Genomic DNA, 16610 nt, shown 5'->3' with positions numbered 1-16610 from the left:
AAGGATGTTGAAATGAATAAAGATAAATTTATTAATAGTTTTAATAATGCCGATAAAATAATTTTATCTAATATTTATGATAAAATTATTTTGGCAAATAAAATTCCAAAAGTTATATATTGTTCTGAGTTTTATACGCCTAATATATGGAAAAGACTACTTGAGATGAGAGGTAGTTTTAACATAAATACATATTGCTTTGGGATATTTGAGGAAAGTGAAAGACGTATGTTAGCTTTTTCTAATGATTTTTATAGTGAACTTGAATATCCTTTAGATCTTTTGAAGATTAAGTTAAAATCATCTTTTACTAATATAAAACATAAGGATTTTTTAGGAGCGATATTAGGATTAGGAATAAAACGTGAAAAATTAGGAGATTTAATTTTAGAAGGAAAAACATGTTACGCAGCGGTTAGTAGTGATGTAAGTGATTATATAATATATAATTTACAAAGTATAGGTAGTAGTCCTTGCTTAGTACAGAAGGTTGACATGAGAGAAAGTAGTATACCTTGTTATGATTTTGAAGATAAGATAATTATAATGAATTCAAATCGTTTAGATGCTTTTGTATCACGTCTTTGTAATATATCAAGAAGTAAAAGTGTTGAGTTAATTAAAAATGGTAAAGTGTTAATCGACTATGCTTGTACTAACAAAAAGGATGTGGAATTAAGAGAAAATTTCATATTAACTATACGAGGGTATGGAAAATTTAAAATTGATAAGCAAGTTGGATTTACACAAAAAGGTAAAATAAAAGTATTAGTCAAAAAATTTATCTAAATATTATGAGGTGATCAATTTGTTAACTCCAATTGATGTAAAAAATAAAGAATTTAAAAGGAGCTTTAGAGGATATGATATCGATGATGTAGAAGATTTTTTAGAGCTCTTATATGAAGATTATGAAAAACTATATAAGGAAAATGGATCTTTAAAAGATAAATTAGAAGTTGTAAATGATAAAATTCAGCATTATGCTAAAATAGAATCAACTATTCAAAATACCTTGATTTTGGCACAAAATGCAGCAGATCAAGCTAAGAAAACTGCTCAGAAGGAAGCTGATTTAATAATAAAAAATGCTAATGATTCTGCACAAAGAATTTTAGATAAAGCTCACAACGATGTAGTTAAAATAAATGATGATTATGATAGAATTAAACAAGAGTTTGCTAAATTTACAAGTAAGTTTAGAAACTTTATGAATAGTCAACTTGAAATGTTTCAAAGCTTAGAAAAAGATTTTGTAAAAAATTATAATATTGGTAAGCCAGTAGATCAAATGGTTGAAAAAGACATTGAATATGGTAATGATTTGGATAATACTAAAATCAATGAAGATAAAAATGATTTCAAGGCAAAGGATATTGAAAAAGAAAGTTTTGCAGAAGATAATTTAAATGAAATAAAAAGCTTTTTTGCAAACGAAGAATAATTATAAAAAAGTATGGTAATACTTTATTTATTCTGTATGGGTAAAGTATTACCATTTTTATTTTGCATTTTTTTAAAATGTGTTTCACTTTACAATAAGTTCATAAAATAGTATATTTAAATAGGTATATTAAAATAATTATATAGTCAAAAATATAAGTAAATTTGACAATTATTATTTGATTTTGTATTCTATTTAACGTAAATAGAGTGATAAATACATAGGTAAGTATCATAAATGATTAATATGGAGGAATAAAAATGGTTATAGGAATTATTGGTGCGATGGATGAGGAAGTGGAGATTTTAGTAAATAATTTAGATATTGAAAGAACTGAAATAAAAGCTAATATGGAATTTAAATTAGGACAACTTTGGGATAAAAAAGTTGTTGTAGTGAGAAGTGGGATAGGTAAAGTAAATGCAGCAGTATGTACTCAAATATTAATTGATGACTTTAATGTTGATGCAGTTATAAATGTAGGTATTGCAGGAGGAATTGGAGAAGAAATACGTCCTGGTGATATTGTTATAGGGGATAGTTTGGTTCAACATGATATGGATACCTCTGCATTTGGGGATAAGATTGGACAAATTCCTAGATTAGATACATTTGATTTTAAATGTGATAGAAGTATGGTACAAAAAGCAAAGGAAGCTTGTAAAAATGTAATAGATCATAAATCATTTATTGGTAGAATTGTTTCAGGAGATCAATTTATAGATGATATTAACAAAATTAAATGGTTTCATGAAGAATTCAAAGCTCTTGCATGTGAAATGGAAGGTGCAAGTATTGCACAAGTTTGTTATTTGAACAATATTTCTTTTGTAGTAATAAGATCTATTTCAGATAATGCGTGTAATGATGCACATATAGATTATGAAGAGTTTAAAAATATTGCAGTAGAAAATTCATGTAATATATTAAAAAATATGCTAAGTATCATGTAGGTGATTATTTAATGAAAAATTTATTAGTAGAAAAATGTAGTGGAGAAAATATTAAAATTAAAGTAGGAAATGTTGTAATTGGTGGAGATAAGCCTGTAGTAATATCAGGTCCGTGTTCTGTAGAAAATTACGATACTATGATAGAAATTGCAAAACAGTTGAAAAAAATAGGAGTAGATATATTAAGAGGAGGAGCATTTAAGCCTAGAACTTCTCCATATGATTTTCAAGGTTTAGGATTTGAAGGTTTAGAAATCTTGAGTAAAGTAGGTAAAGAAGTTGATATGCCTGTAGTTTCTGAAATAATGGATACAAAAGATATTGAAAAATCTTTGGAATATTTAGATATAATACAGGTTGGTTCTAGAAATATGTATAATTATAGTTTGCTTAAAGAATTAGGTAAAGTTAAGGTTCCTATTGTGCTTAAAAGAGGAATGAGTGCCACTATTTCAGAATGGTTGTATGCAGCTGAATATATAATGTCATGTGGTAATGAAAATGTTATTTTATGTGAAAGAGGAATAAGAACATTTGAGAAGTATACTAGAAATACTCTTGATTTAAATGCTGTTGCAGTAATAAAACAAAAGTATAGATTACCTATTATAGTTGATCCTAGTCATGGTACTGGACTTAGGGAACTGGTTCCAATAATGTCAATATCTTCAATAACAGCAGGGTGTGATGGACTTATTATAGAGAGTCATGTTTATCCTGATAATGCTGTTTCAGATGCAAGACAAACAGTATCCATAAAGACAGTAGAAAGTATAATAGAAAATATAAAAACATACATAAAATATTTAAAGTAATATATGTGTAATAAAAAACTTCTTCTTATGAAAAAATAACTAAAAGACTTATTTGTTTTATAAGGAGATGTTATTATGAATGATAAGGATTTAAAATATTTTAAAGAAAAATTAATAAATCAAAAGGAATATATAGAACAACTTTTATATACAATGAAGAAAAATGATACTATAAATTCTAATAGAGACATGGAAAATGAATTATCTAATTATGATAATCATCCTGCAGATGCAGCAGGAAACTTATATGACAAAGAAAGAGGATTGGCATTTAAAGATCATGAAATGTCTATCCTAAAAAAAATAGATAATTCATTAGATGATGTAGAAAAAGGTACTTATGGTACATGTAAAATGTGTCATAAAGATATCTTAAGGGAAAGATTAGAATTTATACCATATACTCAATACTGTGCTAAATGTCAAAAAGAAATTAATGATAGATTAAATACTTCTGATAGAAACAGGTGTGTAGAAGAAAGTGTGCTAGGAAAACCTTTCGGATATGGATATAATGATTTAAATGATAAAATTGAATTTGATGCTGAAGATTCTTATCAAAGTGTAGAAAGATTTAATAGACTATATAATATTAGTGAGTATTATGATTATGATGATTACAATGCTGAAGAAGGATATGTTGAATCTGTAGAACGCGTAAGTAATATGCAATATAAGAATCAGTTACCAGACTAGTAAATTGGGGGATGGGTATGGAAATAATTATTATCTTCTTAGGAATATTAGTGGATAGATTAACCAAGATTTGGGCTACTAATAGTTTATCAAAAATAGGAGAAATAAAAATAATAGAAAACTATTTTAGTTTTTATTATTTAGAAAATAAAGGGGCTGCCTTTGGTATATTAAAGAATAAATTGTTTTTTTTAAGTATAATTACTTTAGTTGTTTTAGGTATTATGATATATTATATAGTAGTAAAAAAGCCTAAATCAACAATATTAAGATGGAGTTTATCTTTAATAATAGCTGGTGCTGTAGGAAACTTCATAGATAGAATATATTACAAATATGTTATAGATTTTATATTACTTCATTATAAAGATATATATTACTATCCAGTATTTAATGTAGCTGATATTTTAGTATGTATAGGTACATTTTTATTAATAATTTATTTAATAAAGGAAGATAAGAATGAATAAATATATATTTAAAGTAGACAAAGAATTTGAAGATATGAGATTAGATGTATTTCTTTCTTCTGAAATAAAAGATAAATCAAGGTCTTACATTCAAAAATTGATAAAAAATGGTAATGCAAAAATTAATTCAACCATTAAAAAAAGCAATTATAAATTAAAAGAAAATGATGAAATAAGTATAGAAATTCCACAACCTATGGAGTTAAATGTTAAACCAGAACCTATAAAATTAAACATATTGTATGAGGATAAAGATGTAATAGTAGTAGATAAATCTCAAGGTATGATTGTTCATCCAGCTCCTGGAGTGTATAGTGGTACTTTGGTAAATGCATTATTAAGCCATTGTGATGATTTATCAGGCATAAATGGTGTTATGAGACCTGGTATTGTACATAGAATAGATAAAGATACATCTGGAATTTTGGTAGTAGCTAAAAATGATTTTGCACATAATAGTTTAGCAAATCAGCTTAAGGACCATTCAATGGTACGGGAGTATATTGCTTTAGTAGAAGGAAATGTTAAGGATGAAGAAGGAATAGTAAATGAACCAGTGGGTAGACATCCTAAAGAAAGAATTAAAATGGCGGTTGTACAGAATGGGAAACGTGCTGTTACACATTTTGAAGTAATAAAAAGATTTAAGTCAAATACACTTATTAAATGTATTTTAGAAACTGGAAGAACTCATCAAATAAGAGTACATATGGCGTATATTGGACATCCACTTGTAGGAGATCCTGTATATGGGTATAAGAAACAAAAGTTTAAATTAAATGGTCAACTACTTCATGCACATAAGTTAGGATTTATTCATCCTTCAACAGAAACTTATGTAGAATTTTCTACTCCTCTTCCACAATATTTTGAGGATGTTATTAAAAAGTTAGAAAAAATTTTATAATATGGGAGGCGGTATGAGTGAAGATAAAAACAACCTTGTTAGATGAAAATTCTATCAAAAGAACTTTAACAAGAATATCACATGAAATTATAGAAAAGAATCAAGGTATTGAAAATGTAATTTTAGTGGGAATAAAAAGAAGAGGATATCCAATAGCAAAGAGAATTGCAAAACTTATCGAAGAAATAGAAGGGGTAAAAGTACCAGTTGGAAATGTGGATATAACATTATATCGTGATGATTTAACTGCACTAGATGAACAACCTATAGTAAATAATGAAGAAATGGGTATTGGGGTAAAAAATAAAATTGTAATTTTAGTAGATGATGTGCTTTATACAGGACGAACAGCGAGAGCTGCTATTGATGCAGTCATACATCATGGAAGACCCGAGAGAATACAACTTGCTGTGCTTGTAGATAGAGGACATAGAGAACTACCAATAAGAGCTGATTATGTAGGAAAAAATATACCAACTGCTAAAAAAGAGTTAGTTTCTGTGGAAGTTTCAGAAATTGATGGTGAAGACTTGGTAAATATATATGAAAAATAATAGGTAATGGGTACACCTAGAGGTGTACCTTAATTAATGTAAATATTTTTATTTTAAATAGGAGTGATAGTTAAAATGTATGAACTTATAGCTACATCTACTTTCGGTCTTGAATCGGTAGTAGCAAAAGAACTAAAAAGTTTAGGATATGAAATTTTAAAAGTAGAAAATGGTAAAGTTGTTTTTGAGGGAGACGAATATGATATTGCACTTTGTAATATTTGGTTAAGAACAGCAGATAGAGTACTTCTTAAAATGGCAGAATTTAAAGCAGAAAGTTTTGAAGAATTGTATCAAGGTACTTTAAAAGTAAATTGGGGAGATTTAATACCTGAAAATGGTGTTATGCATATTGTAGGTAAATCTATTAAGTCAAAACTTTTTAGTGTACCAGATTGTCAAAGTATTGTAAAAAAAGCTGTAGTTGAGTCTATGAAAAGAAAATATAAAAAAGATTGGTTTGAAGAAAATGGACCAGTATATAAAATAGAGGTAGCATTACTAAAAGATGTAGTAACTTTAACAGTTGATACATCAGGTCCTGGATTACATAAAAGAGGATATAGAGAAAGAGCAGGAGAAGCCCCACTAAAAGAAACTTTGGCAGCAGCTTTAGTGCTTTTAAGTAAGTGGGATAATTCTAGAATGTTAATTGACCCATGTTGTGGTTCAGGAACTATTGCTATTGAAGCAGCTCTAATTGGAAAAAATATAGCTCCAGGGATAAATAGAAATTTTGTTTCTGAAACTTGGCCTCAAATTCCAAGAAGAATATGGGATGAAACTAGAGAATATGCTAGGAAAAAAATTAATGATAAGGAAGTCAAAATATTAGCATATGATATAGATGGAAGAGTTTTAAAAACTGCTAGAAGAAACTCTCAACAGGCTGAAGTTTTCGAGTATATACATTTCCAAAGGATGCCTATTCAAGAGTTTAGTTCACAAAAGAAATATGCATGTGTTATATGTAATCCTCCTTATGGTGAAAGAATAGGAGATAAGGAATCTATAGAAGATATATATAGAACTATGGGAAAATTATACAAGGAAAATGATACTTGGTCATTTTTTATAATAACTTCAAATGAGAATTTCCAAAGGAATTTTGGTAAGAAAGCAGATAAAAATAGAAAACTCTATAATGGAAGAATAAAATGTTATTATTATCAATACTTTAGAGAACTTCCTAAAAAGAAGAAAGAATAAAAAAATGCTGTTGTAGGTTTAAATAAAGCTTACAACAGCATTTTTTTTATTTAAGTAACATTTCTAATTCAGGTTTTTTAGGATCAATATATATAGTTTTGTTAGTGTAGTAAATAACCATTCCTGGTTTAGCACCAGACGGTTTTCTTACGTTTTTAACTTCAGTATAATCTATAGGAACTTTTGTTGAATTTTTTGCTTTACTGTAGTACGCAGCTATTGAAGCGGCCTCCTCCAAAGTTTTACCACTAATATTTCCATCATTTTTAATGATAACATGTGAGCCATGTATATTTTTAGTATGCATCCAAATATCACTTTTTCTTGCAAACTTTAATGTTAAAAAATCATTTTGTAAATTGTTTTTTCCTACATATATGTGTGAACCATCACTTGAAATAAAGTGTAAAGGTTGAGACTTTTTCTTTTTATTTCCTTTAGAATGTTTTTTAAATTTTAAGTAACCTGTTTCGATTAATTCTTTTTTTATTTCATCAATTTCGTCATAGGATTCAGCATTTTCTATATTAGTTAAAACTGACTCCAAGTAACTGATTTCTTTTTCAGTAATTTCTAATTGAATATTAGCCATTCGCTCTGAAGTTTTTAGCTTATTATATTTTTTATAATAATTTTGTACATTTTCAGAAGGGGTTTTATTTTCATCTAATTTGATAGTTATATATTCGGATTCTGAACTATAGTAGTTTAATACCTTAGTTTTAGTATCACCCTTTTTTATATTATATATATTTGCAGTTAAAAGTTCGCCAAAAAGTTTATATTCACCTTTACTTTTACATTTTTGTAATGTTTTGTTTAGAATTTTAACTTTTTTATTACATCTATCTAAATTTGTATGAATTAATTTTTGTAAATCTGCACTTCTATTTTTAAGTCTATCATTTTTATCCTTTTGATAATAATAGTGTTCTATCAAATAGGAAGGTGAATCATATACTGTTTTGTTAAACATGTCTTTTAAAATAGTTAATTCAATGCAGTGAAAATCTTTTACATAGTTATTTAAATCACTGTAGCATACAAAGTTAAATTTATTAGTTTTTATGCATTGAAAAATTTCAGTTAAATAATCATATAAATTTTTTATATTATCACAGGATAAGTCTAATTTAGAATTAGTACTTCTATAAAATAATTCTTTAGATAATTGTTTGCTTATACCTGTAAAGATTTTAGCAAAACATATTTCCGAAAAATCAATTGAATTTTCACTTATAAAAGATTTGAACTCATCAAAATTAAAATCCAAAGGATTTAATTTATGGGATTCAGGTGGAAAAACATATTCAATTCCAGGATACAATTTTCTATAAGTATTTATATCAGAAGATATATGTTTAACACTATCCATAATTATATTATCTCTTTGTCTTATTAAAGTAATGTTGCTGTGACGACCCATTATTTCAATTATTAATGAATAAATACTATCAAACCCTAGCTCATCTACTGTTTGAAAATCAATTGAAAGAAGTCTATCACAATTCAATTGTCTTATATCAATAATTTTTGAACCATTTAAATATTTCCTTAAAATCATACAAAATAGAGGTGGTTTTAATGGATTTTGTTTTGATATTTTAGTTAATTGTATTCTTGGATAATTTGAGCTAGCACTTATAAGTAATTTATTTGTACATCTATTTCCTCTAATATTTAGTAATATTTCATCTTTTTCAGGTTGATTGATTTTGTCAACTTTACATCCAATAATAGTATTTTTTAGTTCATTAATGATACTATATAAAAAAACTCCATCTAATGCCATAATGTTCATCCTTTCTGAATACTTTTATAAAAATATGAAATTTTAGTAAGTATTAAACAAAAGTTTCGTATACATTAGTATAACATTAATAAAGTATATTTAAAATAATATGTAATATTTATTTTTTTATGATAAAATAAAATATGCAAGTTATGGATGAGGATGGTGAAGAAAATGTCAAATATAAAATTTACTAAAATGCATGGATGTGGAAATGATTTTATACTAATTGAAGATTTGAATGAAAATATTAATGATTTGAATGATGTGGCTAAAAAGCTTTGTGATAGACATTTTGGTATAGGAGCTGATGGTATTTTAGTTGTAAGAAATACTGATGAAGCAGATATTGAAATGATAATAATTAATGCAGATGGTTCTTATGCTGCAATGTGTGGCAACGGTATAAGGTGTTTTGCAAAGTATGTATTGGAAAAAGGAATAGTAAAGGGTAATAGGATTAATATAAAAACTGGAGATGGTATAAAGAAAGTATTAATTGATAGTGAAGATGAAGTTGTAAAAAAAATCACTATTAATATGGGAAAACCTAATTTTAAACCGCAATCTATACCATCAAAATCATGTGAGGAAATAGTTAATAAAGAAGTTGTAATAAACAATAAAAATTATAAAATTACATCATTATTAATGGGTGTTCCTCATACTGCTATATTTGGAAAGTTAGATGAATTCAATATAAATGAAGGCAAGTATATAGAAAAGTATGAATTATTCGAAGATGGAACTAATGTTAACTTTATAGAAGTACTTAATAAAGATGAAATTAAAGTAAAAACTTGGGAAAGAGGAGCAGGAGCAACTCTTGCCTGTGGAACAGGATGTTGTGCATCAGTAGCAGCAGGTAATAGATTAGGGCTTTTAAATAAAAAGGTAAGAGTTTACATTCCAGGGGGAGAGTTAATAATAGAATTAAAAGATGGTGACATATTTATGACAGGAAGTGCAGAAAGTGTGTTTAAAGGAGAATGTGAGATATAAATGAAACCGTCCAAGAAATTAATAGCAGCACTAATATTGGGAATGATTAGTTTCAATTTTACAGCATGCGATAAGAAGGATATCTCTAATTCAACTGTGGAAGAATCAAAACTGGAAAACAAACAAAGTTCAAAAAAACATTTGAATTTTTCTGATGTAGTTATAGTGCGTCAAAAAGGAAATGAAAATGACATATTTAATTTACAAGACTACAAATTGAGTGATATCGGAAAATTAGACGATTTAAGTGGTTTGTTATATAACAAAGATAAATCTGTATATATATATTTATTGAATACTTTTGATAAAGAAGGAGTTCTTCATAATAAGATTAAAGTTGAAAAAGGTAATGATGAAGTTATATTAAACCAATCTTTTTTATATTCAGATTTAAAAATGTCTTCAGATGGACTGAAAATTGCATATAGGAGTTTTAAAGATAAAACTATAACAAGTGCAGAAGGAATGTCTATATATGATATTAAAGAATTTAAAAAGATAAAAATAGATAGTGAAGTTCTTATATCAGGCAATTTATATCAATGGTTAAATGAGGATGAAATATTGTATTATGGAGCTATTCCAGGAAAATTAAATTCAAATAAAATTTATAAGTATGATTTAAGAAGTAAACAAGAGAAGGTTTATTATGACAATATAGACGGATACTGCATGTATTTTTTCCCTATAGAAAATAAGGGAGTGTTGTTTTTAGAAAATAGCGAAGAAGAAAGTAGAGTGTGTTATTTTGACTCTGAAAAAAACAAAAAAACAGTATTAAGTAATAGTATTAAGCAAATATATAAATCTGTGTTTGATAGTAAGAATAATGTAGTATATTTTTTAGGAAAAATTTTTGGTGAGAATGATACGGCATTATATAAATTAGATTTACAAAACACAAAAATTGAAAGAATAACTTATGATTTACCTAAAAGTGTGGATGAAAAAGCTGGATTAGTTATGGATAAGGATTATAATGTGATTTTTGGAGGGGTTAATTTAGAAAATAAGGACAATGATGTTTATTTGTATAATCTTAAAGATAATACAACTAGATTAATAACCAATCATTCAGGTATATATAGAATATATGGTGAAAAATAAAAGCTGCTGCAAAGGCATAAAGCCTTTGCAGCAGCTTTTGTTTTTAATTATCACTAAAAAATTTGCTTGAAAGTGATTAAGAAAGCATAATTAGGAAAAAATAAATAATAAGTAATAAAATGGAAGGAGGCATTAAATTAAAACATATGTCTAATCTTATTAAAAATAGTTCTTATGTTGATTTAAATAGTTATGACATAAATATGGATGTGGTTAAAAAAATATCTAGAGAAATGGCAAATAAATTAGGTGTTTTCCCATTCGACATAAAAGATAATAAGGTATGTGTTGCATCAAGTAAAACTATAAATGAGGATATAATAAACTACATAAAATTCATATATCAAAAGGATGTAAGAGTTTATATAGTAGAGCCATATAAAATAAAATCTTATATGGATAAATATTATGAAAATCAAAGTTTTAATAAAGCAGTTAAAGAGTTAGAAATGGAAAAACAAACAAATTATATGAGTACATTAAGTGATAAATATAAACAAAATATAAAAACAGCTCCAGCAGTGAAGATAGTAAATTTTATAATAAATGAAGCAATTAAAATGAATGCTAGTGACATACATATTGAACCTTTAAAGGATATAGTATTAATTAGATTTAGAATAGATGGTATATTGATTAAATTTACAGAGATAACAAAAAATATTTTCGAATTTATTTGTAAAAGAATAAAAATAATTTCTAATATGGATATTTCTAAAATATTCATACCAGGTGATGGTAAAATCCTTTATGATTTAAATAATAAAAAATATGATATTAGAGTTTCAACACTCCCAACAATAAATGGAGAGAAAATTGTACTTAGGATTTTACATAAAAATTGTTGTAATAGTTCATTAAACTCTCTTGGGTATAACAATAAAAATTATGAAACAATAAAAAAATGTATTAAATATTCTAAAGGAATGATTCTTGTAACTGGACCTACTGGATGTGGGAAATCTACCACTTTATATGCCATGTTAAATGAACTTGACAAACAAGAAAATAATATTACTACTATTGAAGATCCAGTTGAGTATGATATGCCATATATAAATCAAGTAAATGTTAATAAAAAAGCAGGATTAACATTTGCAACTGGACTTAGAAGTATTTTAAGACAAGACCCTGATGTAATAATGCTTGGAGAGATAAGAGATAGAGAAACAGCAGAAATTGCAGTGAAATCTGCTATGACAGGACATTTAGTATTGTCTACACTGCATACTAAGGATGCTGTAAGTTCTATACTAAGGTTAATGAATATGGGTGTAGAAAATTATCTTATAGCAGATACTCTTGTAGCTGTAATAGCACAGAGATTAGTAAGAAAAATTTGTCCTAACTGTAAGAAAAAATATATTCCAAATGATTATGAAAAGAAGAAAATTAATTTATGTGAAGGTGAGTTTTTATATAAAGGAACCGGTTGTGATAAATGCAATAATACTGGATACAGTGGAAGAACTGTAGTGTGTGAAGTTATGGTTGTAGATGAAAAGTTAAAAGAATTTATAAGAGATATGAAAGATACTAAGCTGTTAAAAAAATATATAAAAGATCAAGGAATGATTTCACTTATAGATAATGGCTTAGAATTAGTAAGAAAAGGAGTTACAACCTACGAGGAAGTGCTTAAAAGTGTAAATTAAAAATTCAACTTTCGCATATGAAAAACAGCCGCTACGGGAAATGATAGATTGCTTAGAAACCTTTCACTTCAGTAACAAGTTCTAAGCTTTACTCATGTTGAAAAAAGATTTTTTAATTAATATTCCGTAGGAATCAGTAATTAAAAAATAACTTTTTTCAAATTCGCAAAGCTAAGAACTTGTAAACTTTGTTCAAATGTTTCTTACGCAATATATCATTTCCCTTCGCTAGACAGTATTTTTGTTGTGAAAGTTGAGTTGAAAATAATAAGGTGAAGAAATGAAAAAGTATTGTTATAAAGGGAAAAACATATATGGACAAGAAATAAAAGGAAATTATGTATGTAATAGTGTAGAAGAATTGTATTATACCATAAGGAATAAAGGTTTTTTTCTTACTTATTATAGGGAAATAAATAGTTTGAAATCTATAGTGAGAAAAAAAGTTTCATTAAGAGATATATATGAATTTTGTGAACAATTATATGAATTGATAACTTCTGGTATACCTATCGTAGAGTCACTTAATATTATAAATTATCAATGTACAAATCAAAGATTAAAAGAAAGCGTAAATACAATAAAAGAAGAACTTCAACAAGGAAAAAGTTTATATGAAAGTATGAGTGGATTTAAAGATATATTTCCAGTATTTCTAACAACAATGGTAAAAGTGGGAGAAGAAAGTGGAAATTTAGAAGGAGTATTTAAAAAATTACACAGATACTATTATTATAAATACGAAATTAAAAAGAAATTAGTATCATCACTTATTTATCCCATCTTTGTATTTATAACAACTATCTGTATGACTGTTTTTTTAATTATGAAAGTAGTTCCTGCTTTTACTGAAAGTATTATGTCTATGGGAGTAAAATTACCATTAATAACTGTGATATTTATGAAAATATTTAATAAGTCTTTTTTAGTGTTATTTCCAATTATATTGATCTTAATATTGTTTTTGCTTAAAAGTAATAAAAATTTACAAATCATAGATAAAATAAAATTTAAGATGCCTATAGTTAGAACTTTGTTTTATAAAAAAGAAGAAATAAAATATGTACAAAGCCTTTCTATATTATTAAATAGTGGAGTGAATATCACAAAGTCTTTAGATATAATTATTAAAACTACGGACAACTATCTTTTGAAAAATAAATATTCTTCTATGCTGGAAAAAATCAATAAAGGTATGGGAATAGCTGATTCTATAAAAGAAATAGAAATATTTCAACCATTTGTTGTTTCTATGATTGCAAGTGGTGAAGTAAGTGGAAAGTTAGATTCAGCATTGAAAAAAATAGAAACTATTATAAAAAATGATTTTAAGGATGTATTGGAAAGAGTTTTAAGATTAATTGAACCTATAATGATAATATTAGTATCAGTTTTTGTAGGTTTTACTATAATATCAATATTTTTACCAATTATGAATATGACCAGTATAATTTCTATGTAAATAAATTTTAGAAAGGAATTAATATAATGTTAAGGTTAAAATTTAATAAAAAAGGGTTTACCTTAATTGAATTAGTCATAGTACTATCAATTATTTCTATAATAGCAATGATTGCTGCACCTAAGTATTTAAAATATAAACAGTATGCAGAAAAAGAAACAGCATTAAATTTAGGAAGGCAAATACAATTATGTGTTGTGAATTATGAATTTAAAGAGGAACTAAAGGAAGGGGCATCAAAAGAAACTAAAGATAAATTAAGAAGTGAAATAGCTAATTCACTAAATATTGGTATTAATAATATTAAAAGTATAGGAATTTCAAATGAAAATTCATGTAACAAGGTAACTACTAATTATTTGAATAATAAAAAGGAGTATAGGTGTATAGTTAAAATTAATGATAAAAAAGATAAGATATGTGATGTAGAAGAAGTGGGACCAGAAGAGCAAAGGACAACAAATAGTATTAAGGCTGTGAGAAGAGTATATGAGAAAGAATGATATTAATATTAAAAATAATAAAAGTTTAATAAGTGAAAACATACTGAAGAAGAAAGGATTTACTTTAATAGAAGTTATAGTTGCTATATCTATTTTGGGATGTATAGTATGTATTGGTTCTATAGGAATTAAAAATATAGGTAAATTTAATAAAAGCACTAAAATTCATTATTATCATAATAAAATAGCAAGCTATATTAATTGCTGCAGGGAGTATTGCAAAACTAATTGTATAGATGGGAAAGTAATATATGATGAAGAACATAATGAATTTAAGTTTAAGATAGCTTTTGATGAAATTAGTTTATTAAAGTTAAGTAATGAAATCAAATGTTCCACAAATCTTTCAGAAGATACATTAATAATAGCTAGAGATGGTGTGTGTAGTAATTGTGGAACTATAACAATAAAAATTTTACCTCAAACTAGGGATATTACTATTTGTGTGGGAAGTGATTATGTTAGAGTTAAATAAGAATAGAAAACTAAGAGGATTTTGTACAGCAGAAGTAATATGTAGTGTGTGCATATTTTCAATTTTATTTTTTATGGCAGTTAAAGTATATGTAAATACTTTAAATTTAATGAAAAAAAATAATGATATTAATAATTCTGCATCATTTTTACAAGGAGTAAAACTAAATTTATTAAATAATTTTTCTTTTAATGAAGTCATTGAGTTAAATAAAAATCATAATGAAAATGATGAAAATAATAATAGTAAATTGTATATATGTAACGAAAATATAAAGTTTGATTTACTTAAAGAGGGAAATTTGATTAATATTATAAAACGTAAAGATAAAAATCAAGAGTACAGTTATCCACATATTGAAATTGATATTAATAAGTTACAAAATGATGAAATAGTTAAAATAAAAATAAGTTATTATTTCGATGAAAATAGAAATATAGGGACAGAATTTATTAAGGGGAATTATAAATGAGAAAAAAAGGATTTACATTAATAGAAGTAGTGATAACTTTAAGCATTATAAGTACTATACTTATTTCAATAACTAAAACTATAGTTACACAAACAAATAAATATAAAAAATATATCTATTCCAGTCAAGTTAATTCTTCAAGCAAAGCTACTATAAATATAATTGAGAGATTAACTAAAAATAGAGCTAATGTGGAAGTTAATGTGGAAGTTAATAAAAGAACATCAGATGAACAAATTAATAGAGATAATATAAAAAATATAGTAATAACTTATTGTGATGATAAGGAAAATGATAAACATTTTACAAAAGATTTAAATAAAAGAAAAATAATTACACTTGATGTAGATAAGTTAAAAATTACTTATAAAGAAAAAATAGTTAGTGGCTGGGAAGTAATAGGTGCAAACATACTTCAAGAGGGAGTAAAAGAATTTACAGTGACTAAGCAAGATAATGTAATGTATTTATGTATCGTGGATGATGCAGGACGAAGGTGTTATGGATGTATAGGTGTAAGAAATTAAAAAAAGGGTTTATTTTAGTTTATGTAATGCTTGTAGGAATGCTGTTATTAAATATGGCTACATATTGCTTTTTAATAGAAATGGATAATAAAAAAGTAAATAATTATAAAATGGATTTTTTCAAGAAAAAAGATTTAGAAGTAGACAAAAGAGAATATATTTTAACTAAATTAAAAGCATATATACTAGCAAATGTTAAGCCATTAGATAATAATACTATAAACGAATATTTTAAAAAGGAAGAATTAGAAAAGAAAGAACTAAAAAAGTCAAATGAGGTACCAAAATCAAAAAAAGTAAATGAATTAATAAAATATATACAAAATGGTATGGATGTTTCTATGAAGCAGTATTTTAAAGCAGAAAAGATTGAGCAAATAAAAAATGAATGTGATTTTATAGATTATTGTGATAAATATTCGAAAATTTCAGAACAGTCTGTTAAAAATTGTTTTCAAATACCAAATTTAAAAGATGGTGATTCCTGTGTAGTTGATATATATGAATGTATTGTAGAAGGTGAAAATATAAAGTTTAATTATGTATTTTCTAAGAATATTTAAAGAA

19 protein-coding genes are annotated in these 16610 nt (G+C 25.9%); 18 read left to right on the top strand and 1 reads right to left on the bottom strand.

Annotation, left to right across the window (positions count from 1 at the left end; all coding sequences use genetic code 11):
* Positions 1-12 precede the first annotated feature (12 nt).
* The 9 genes from ACFIJ5_RS11250 to ACFIJ5_RS11210 all read left to right on the top strand — a co-directional run bounded on the left by ACFIJ5_RS11250 (position 13) and on the right by ACFIJ5_RS11210 (position 7048).
* The gene (locus tag ACFIJ5_RS11250; RefSeq protein WP_379807044.1) at positions 13-789 is read left to right on the top strand and encodes a YlmH family RNA-binding protein; all 777 of its coding nucleotides are present in this window, start codon (positions 13-15) and stop codon (positions 787-789) included.
* Positions 790-808: 19 nt separating this feature from the next.
* Complete coding sequence (locus ACFIJ5_RS11245; protein ID WP_379807042.1) at positions 809-1444, top strand: DivIVA domain-containing protein; 636 nt, start codon at positions 809-811, stop codon at positions 1442-1444.
* 260 nt (positions 1445-1704) lie between these two features.
* Positions 1705-2397 carry a 5'-methylthioadenosine/adenosylhomocysteine nucleosidase gene (locus ACFIJ5_RS11240; RefSeq protein ID WP_379807040.1) on the top strand — a complete coding sequence of 231 codons (693 nt, stop codon included), beginning with the start codon at positions 1705-1707 and terminating at the stop codon, positions 2395-2397.
* Between the two features lie 11 nt (positions 2398-2408).
* Positions 2409-3212, top strand: coding sequence for a 3-deoxy-7-phosphoheptulonate synthase (aroF, locus tag ACFIJ5_RS11235; protein WP_379807038.1), 804 nt, complete (start codon positions 2409-2411; stop codon positions 3210-3212).
* Between the two features lie 75 nt (positions 3213-3287).
* Positions 3288-3908 carry a TraR/DksA C4-type zinc finger protein gene (locus ACFIJ5_RS11230; RefSeq protein ID WP_379807036.1) on the top strand — a complete coding sequence of 207 codons (621 nt, stop codon included), beginning with the start codon at positions 3288-3290 and terminating at the stop codon, positions 3906-3908.
* Between the two features lie 17 nt (positions 3909-3925).
* Complete coding sequence (gene lspA, locus ACFIJ5_RS11225; RefSeq protein WP_379807034.1) at positions 3926-4378, top strand: signal peptidase II; 453 nt, start codon at positions 3926-3928, stop codon at positions 4376-4378.
* A complete protein-coding gene (locus tag ACFIJ5_RS11220) occupies positions 4371-5285 on the top strand; it encodes an RluA family pseudouridine synthase (RefSeq protein ID WP_379807032.1) in 915 nt (304 codons plus the stop codon). The genes lspA and ACFIJ5_RS11220 overlap by 8 nt, the downstream gene beginning before the upstream one ends.
* A gap of 17 nt (positions 5286-5302) precedes the next feature.
* Complete coding sequence (gene pyrR, locus ACFIJ5_RS11215; protein ID WP_379807030.1) at positions 5303-5839, top strand: bifunctional pyr operon transcriptional regulator/uracil phosphoribosyltransferase PyrR; 537 nt, start codon at positions 5303-5305, stop codon at positions 5837-5839.
* Positions 5840-5914: 75 nt separating this feature from the next.
* Complete coding sequence (locus ACFIJ5_RS11210; RefSeq protein ID WP_379807028.1) at positions 5915-7048, top strand: THUMP domain-containing class I SAM-dependent RNA methyltransferase; 1134 nt, start codon at positions 5915-5917, stop codon at positions 7046-7048.
* A gap of 46 nt (positions 7049-7094) precedes the next feature.
* On the opposite strand, the gene ACFIJ5_RS11205 is transcribed toward ACFIJ5_RS11210, so the two are convergent.
* Positions 7095-8840 (bottom strand): Rqc2 family fibronectin-binding protein, encoded by a 1746-nt coding sequence (locus ACFIJ5_RS11205; RefSeq protein ID WP_379807026.1) that lies wholly within the window; start codon positions 8838-8840, stop codon positions 7095-7097.
* A gap of 183 nt (positions 8841-9023) precedes the next feature.
* Between ACFIJ5_RS11205 and dapF the strand changes: the two genes are divergently transcribed.
* The 9 genes from dapF (at position 9024) to ACFIJ5_RS11160 (ending at position 16606) form a co-directional block, all read left to right on the top strand.
* Positions 9024-9842: a diaminopimelate epimerase gene (gene dapF / locus ACFIJ5_RS11200; RefSeq protein WP_379809596.1), complete on the top strand. Its 819-nt coding sequence runs from the start codon at positions 9024-9026 to the stop codon at positions 9840-9842.
* Complete coding sequence (locus tag ACFIJ5_RS11195; RefSeq protein WP_379807024.1) at positions 9843-10949, top strand: hypothetical protein; 1107 nt, start codon at positions 9843-9845, stop codon at positions 10947-10949.
* Positions 10950-11068: 119 nt separating this feature from the next.
* Positions 11069-12604: a GspE/PulE family protein gene (locus tag ACFIJ5_RS11190; RefSeq protein WP_379807022.1), complete on the top strand. Its 1536-nt coding sequence runs from the start codon at positions 11069-11071 to the stop codon at positions 12602-12604.
* A 280-nt stretch (positions 12605-12884) separates the two neighbouring features.
* Positions 12885-14066 carry a type II secretion system F family protein gene (locus tag ACFIJ5_RS11185; protein WP_379807020.1) on the top strand — a complete coding sequence of 394 codons (1182 nt, stop codon included), beginning with the start codon at positions 12885-12887 and terminating at the stop codon, positions 14064-14066.
* 26 nt (positions 14067-14092) lie between these two features.
* On the top strand, positions 14093-14569 hold the full coding sequence (locus ACFIJ5_RS11180; protein WP_379807018.1) for a prepilin-type N-terminal cleavage/methylation domain-containing protein: 477 nt from the start codon (positions 14093-14095) through the stop codon (positions 14567-14569).
* The gene (locus ACFIJ5_RS11175) at positions 14556-15044 is read left to right on the top strand and encodes a type II secretion system protein (protein WP_379807016.1); all 489 of its coding nucleotides are present in this window, start codon (positions 14556-14558) and stop codon (positions 15042-15044) included. The genes ACFIJ5_RS11180 and ACFIJ5_RS11175 overlap by 14 nt, the downstream gene beginning before the upstream one ends.
* Positions 15028-15516: a hypothetical protein gene (locus ACFIJ5_RS11170; RefSeq protein ID WP_379807014.1), complete on the top strand. Its 489-nt coding sequence runs from the start codon at positions 15028-15030 to the stop codon at positions 15514-15516. The genes ACFIJ5_RS11175 and ACFIJ5_RS11170 overlap by 17 nt, the downstream gene beginning before the upstream one ends.
* Positions 15513-16043, top strand: a complete 531-nt coding sequence (locus tag ACFIJ5_RS11165; protein ID WP_379807012.1) for a prepilin-type N-terminal cleavage/methylation domain-containing protein — start codon at positions 15513-15515, stop codon at positions 16041-16043. Before ACFIJ5_RS11170 ends, ACFIJ5_RS11165 begins: the two co-directional genes overlap by 4 nt.
* Positions 16022-16606: a hypothetical protein gene (locus ACFIJ5_RS11160; RefSeq protein ID WP_379807010.1), complete on the top strand. Its 585-nt coding sequence runs from the start codon at positions 16022-16024 to the stop codon at positions 16604-16606. The genes ACFIJ5_RS11165 and ACFIJ5_RS11160 overlap by 22 nt, the downstream gene beginning before the upstream one ends.
* Positions 16607-16610: the final 4 nt, after the last annotated feature.

The organism is Haloimpatiens myeolchijeotgali, from assembly GCF_042688525.2.
GTDB lineage: Bacteria > Bacillota > Clostridia > Clostridiales > Clostridiaceae > Haloimpatiens.
The sequence above is the reverse complement of the archived record's forward strand: the minus strand, read 5'-3'. Positions and strand labels throughout refer to the sequence as shown.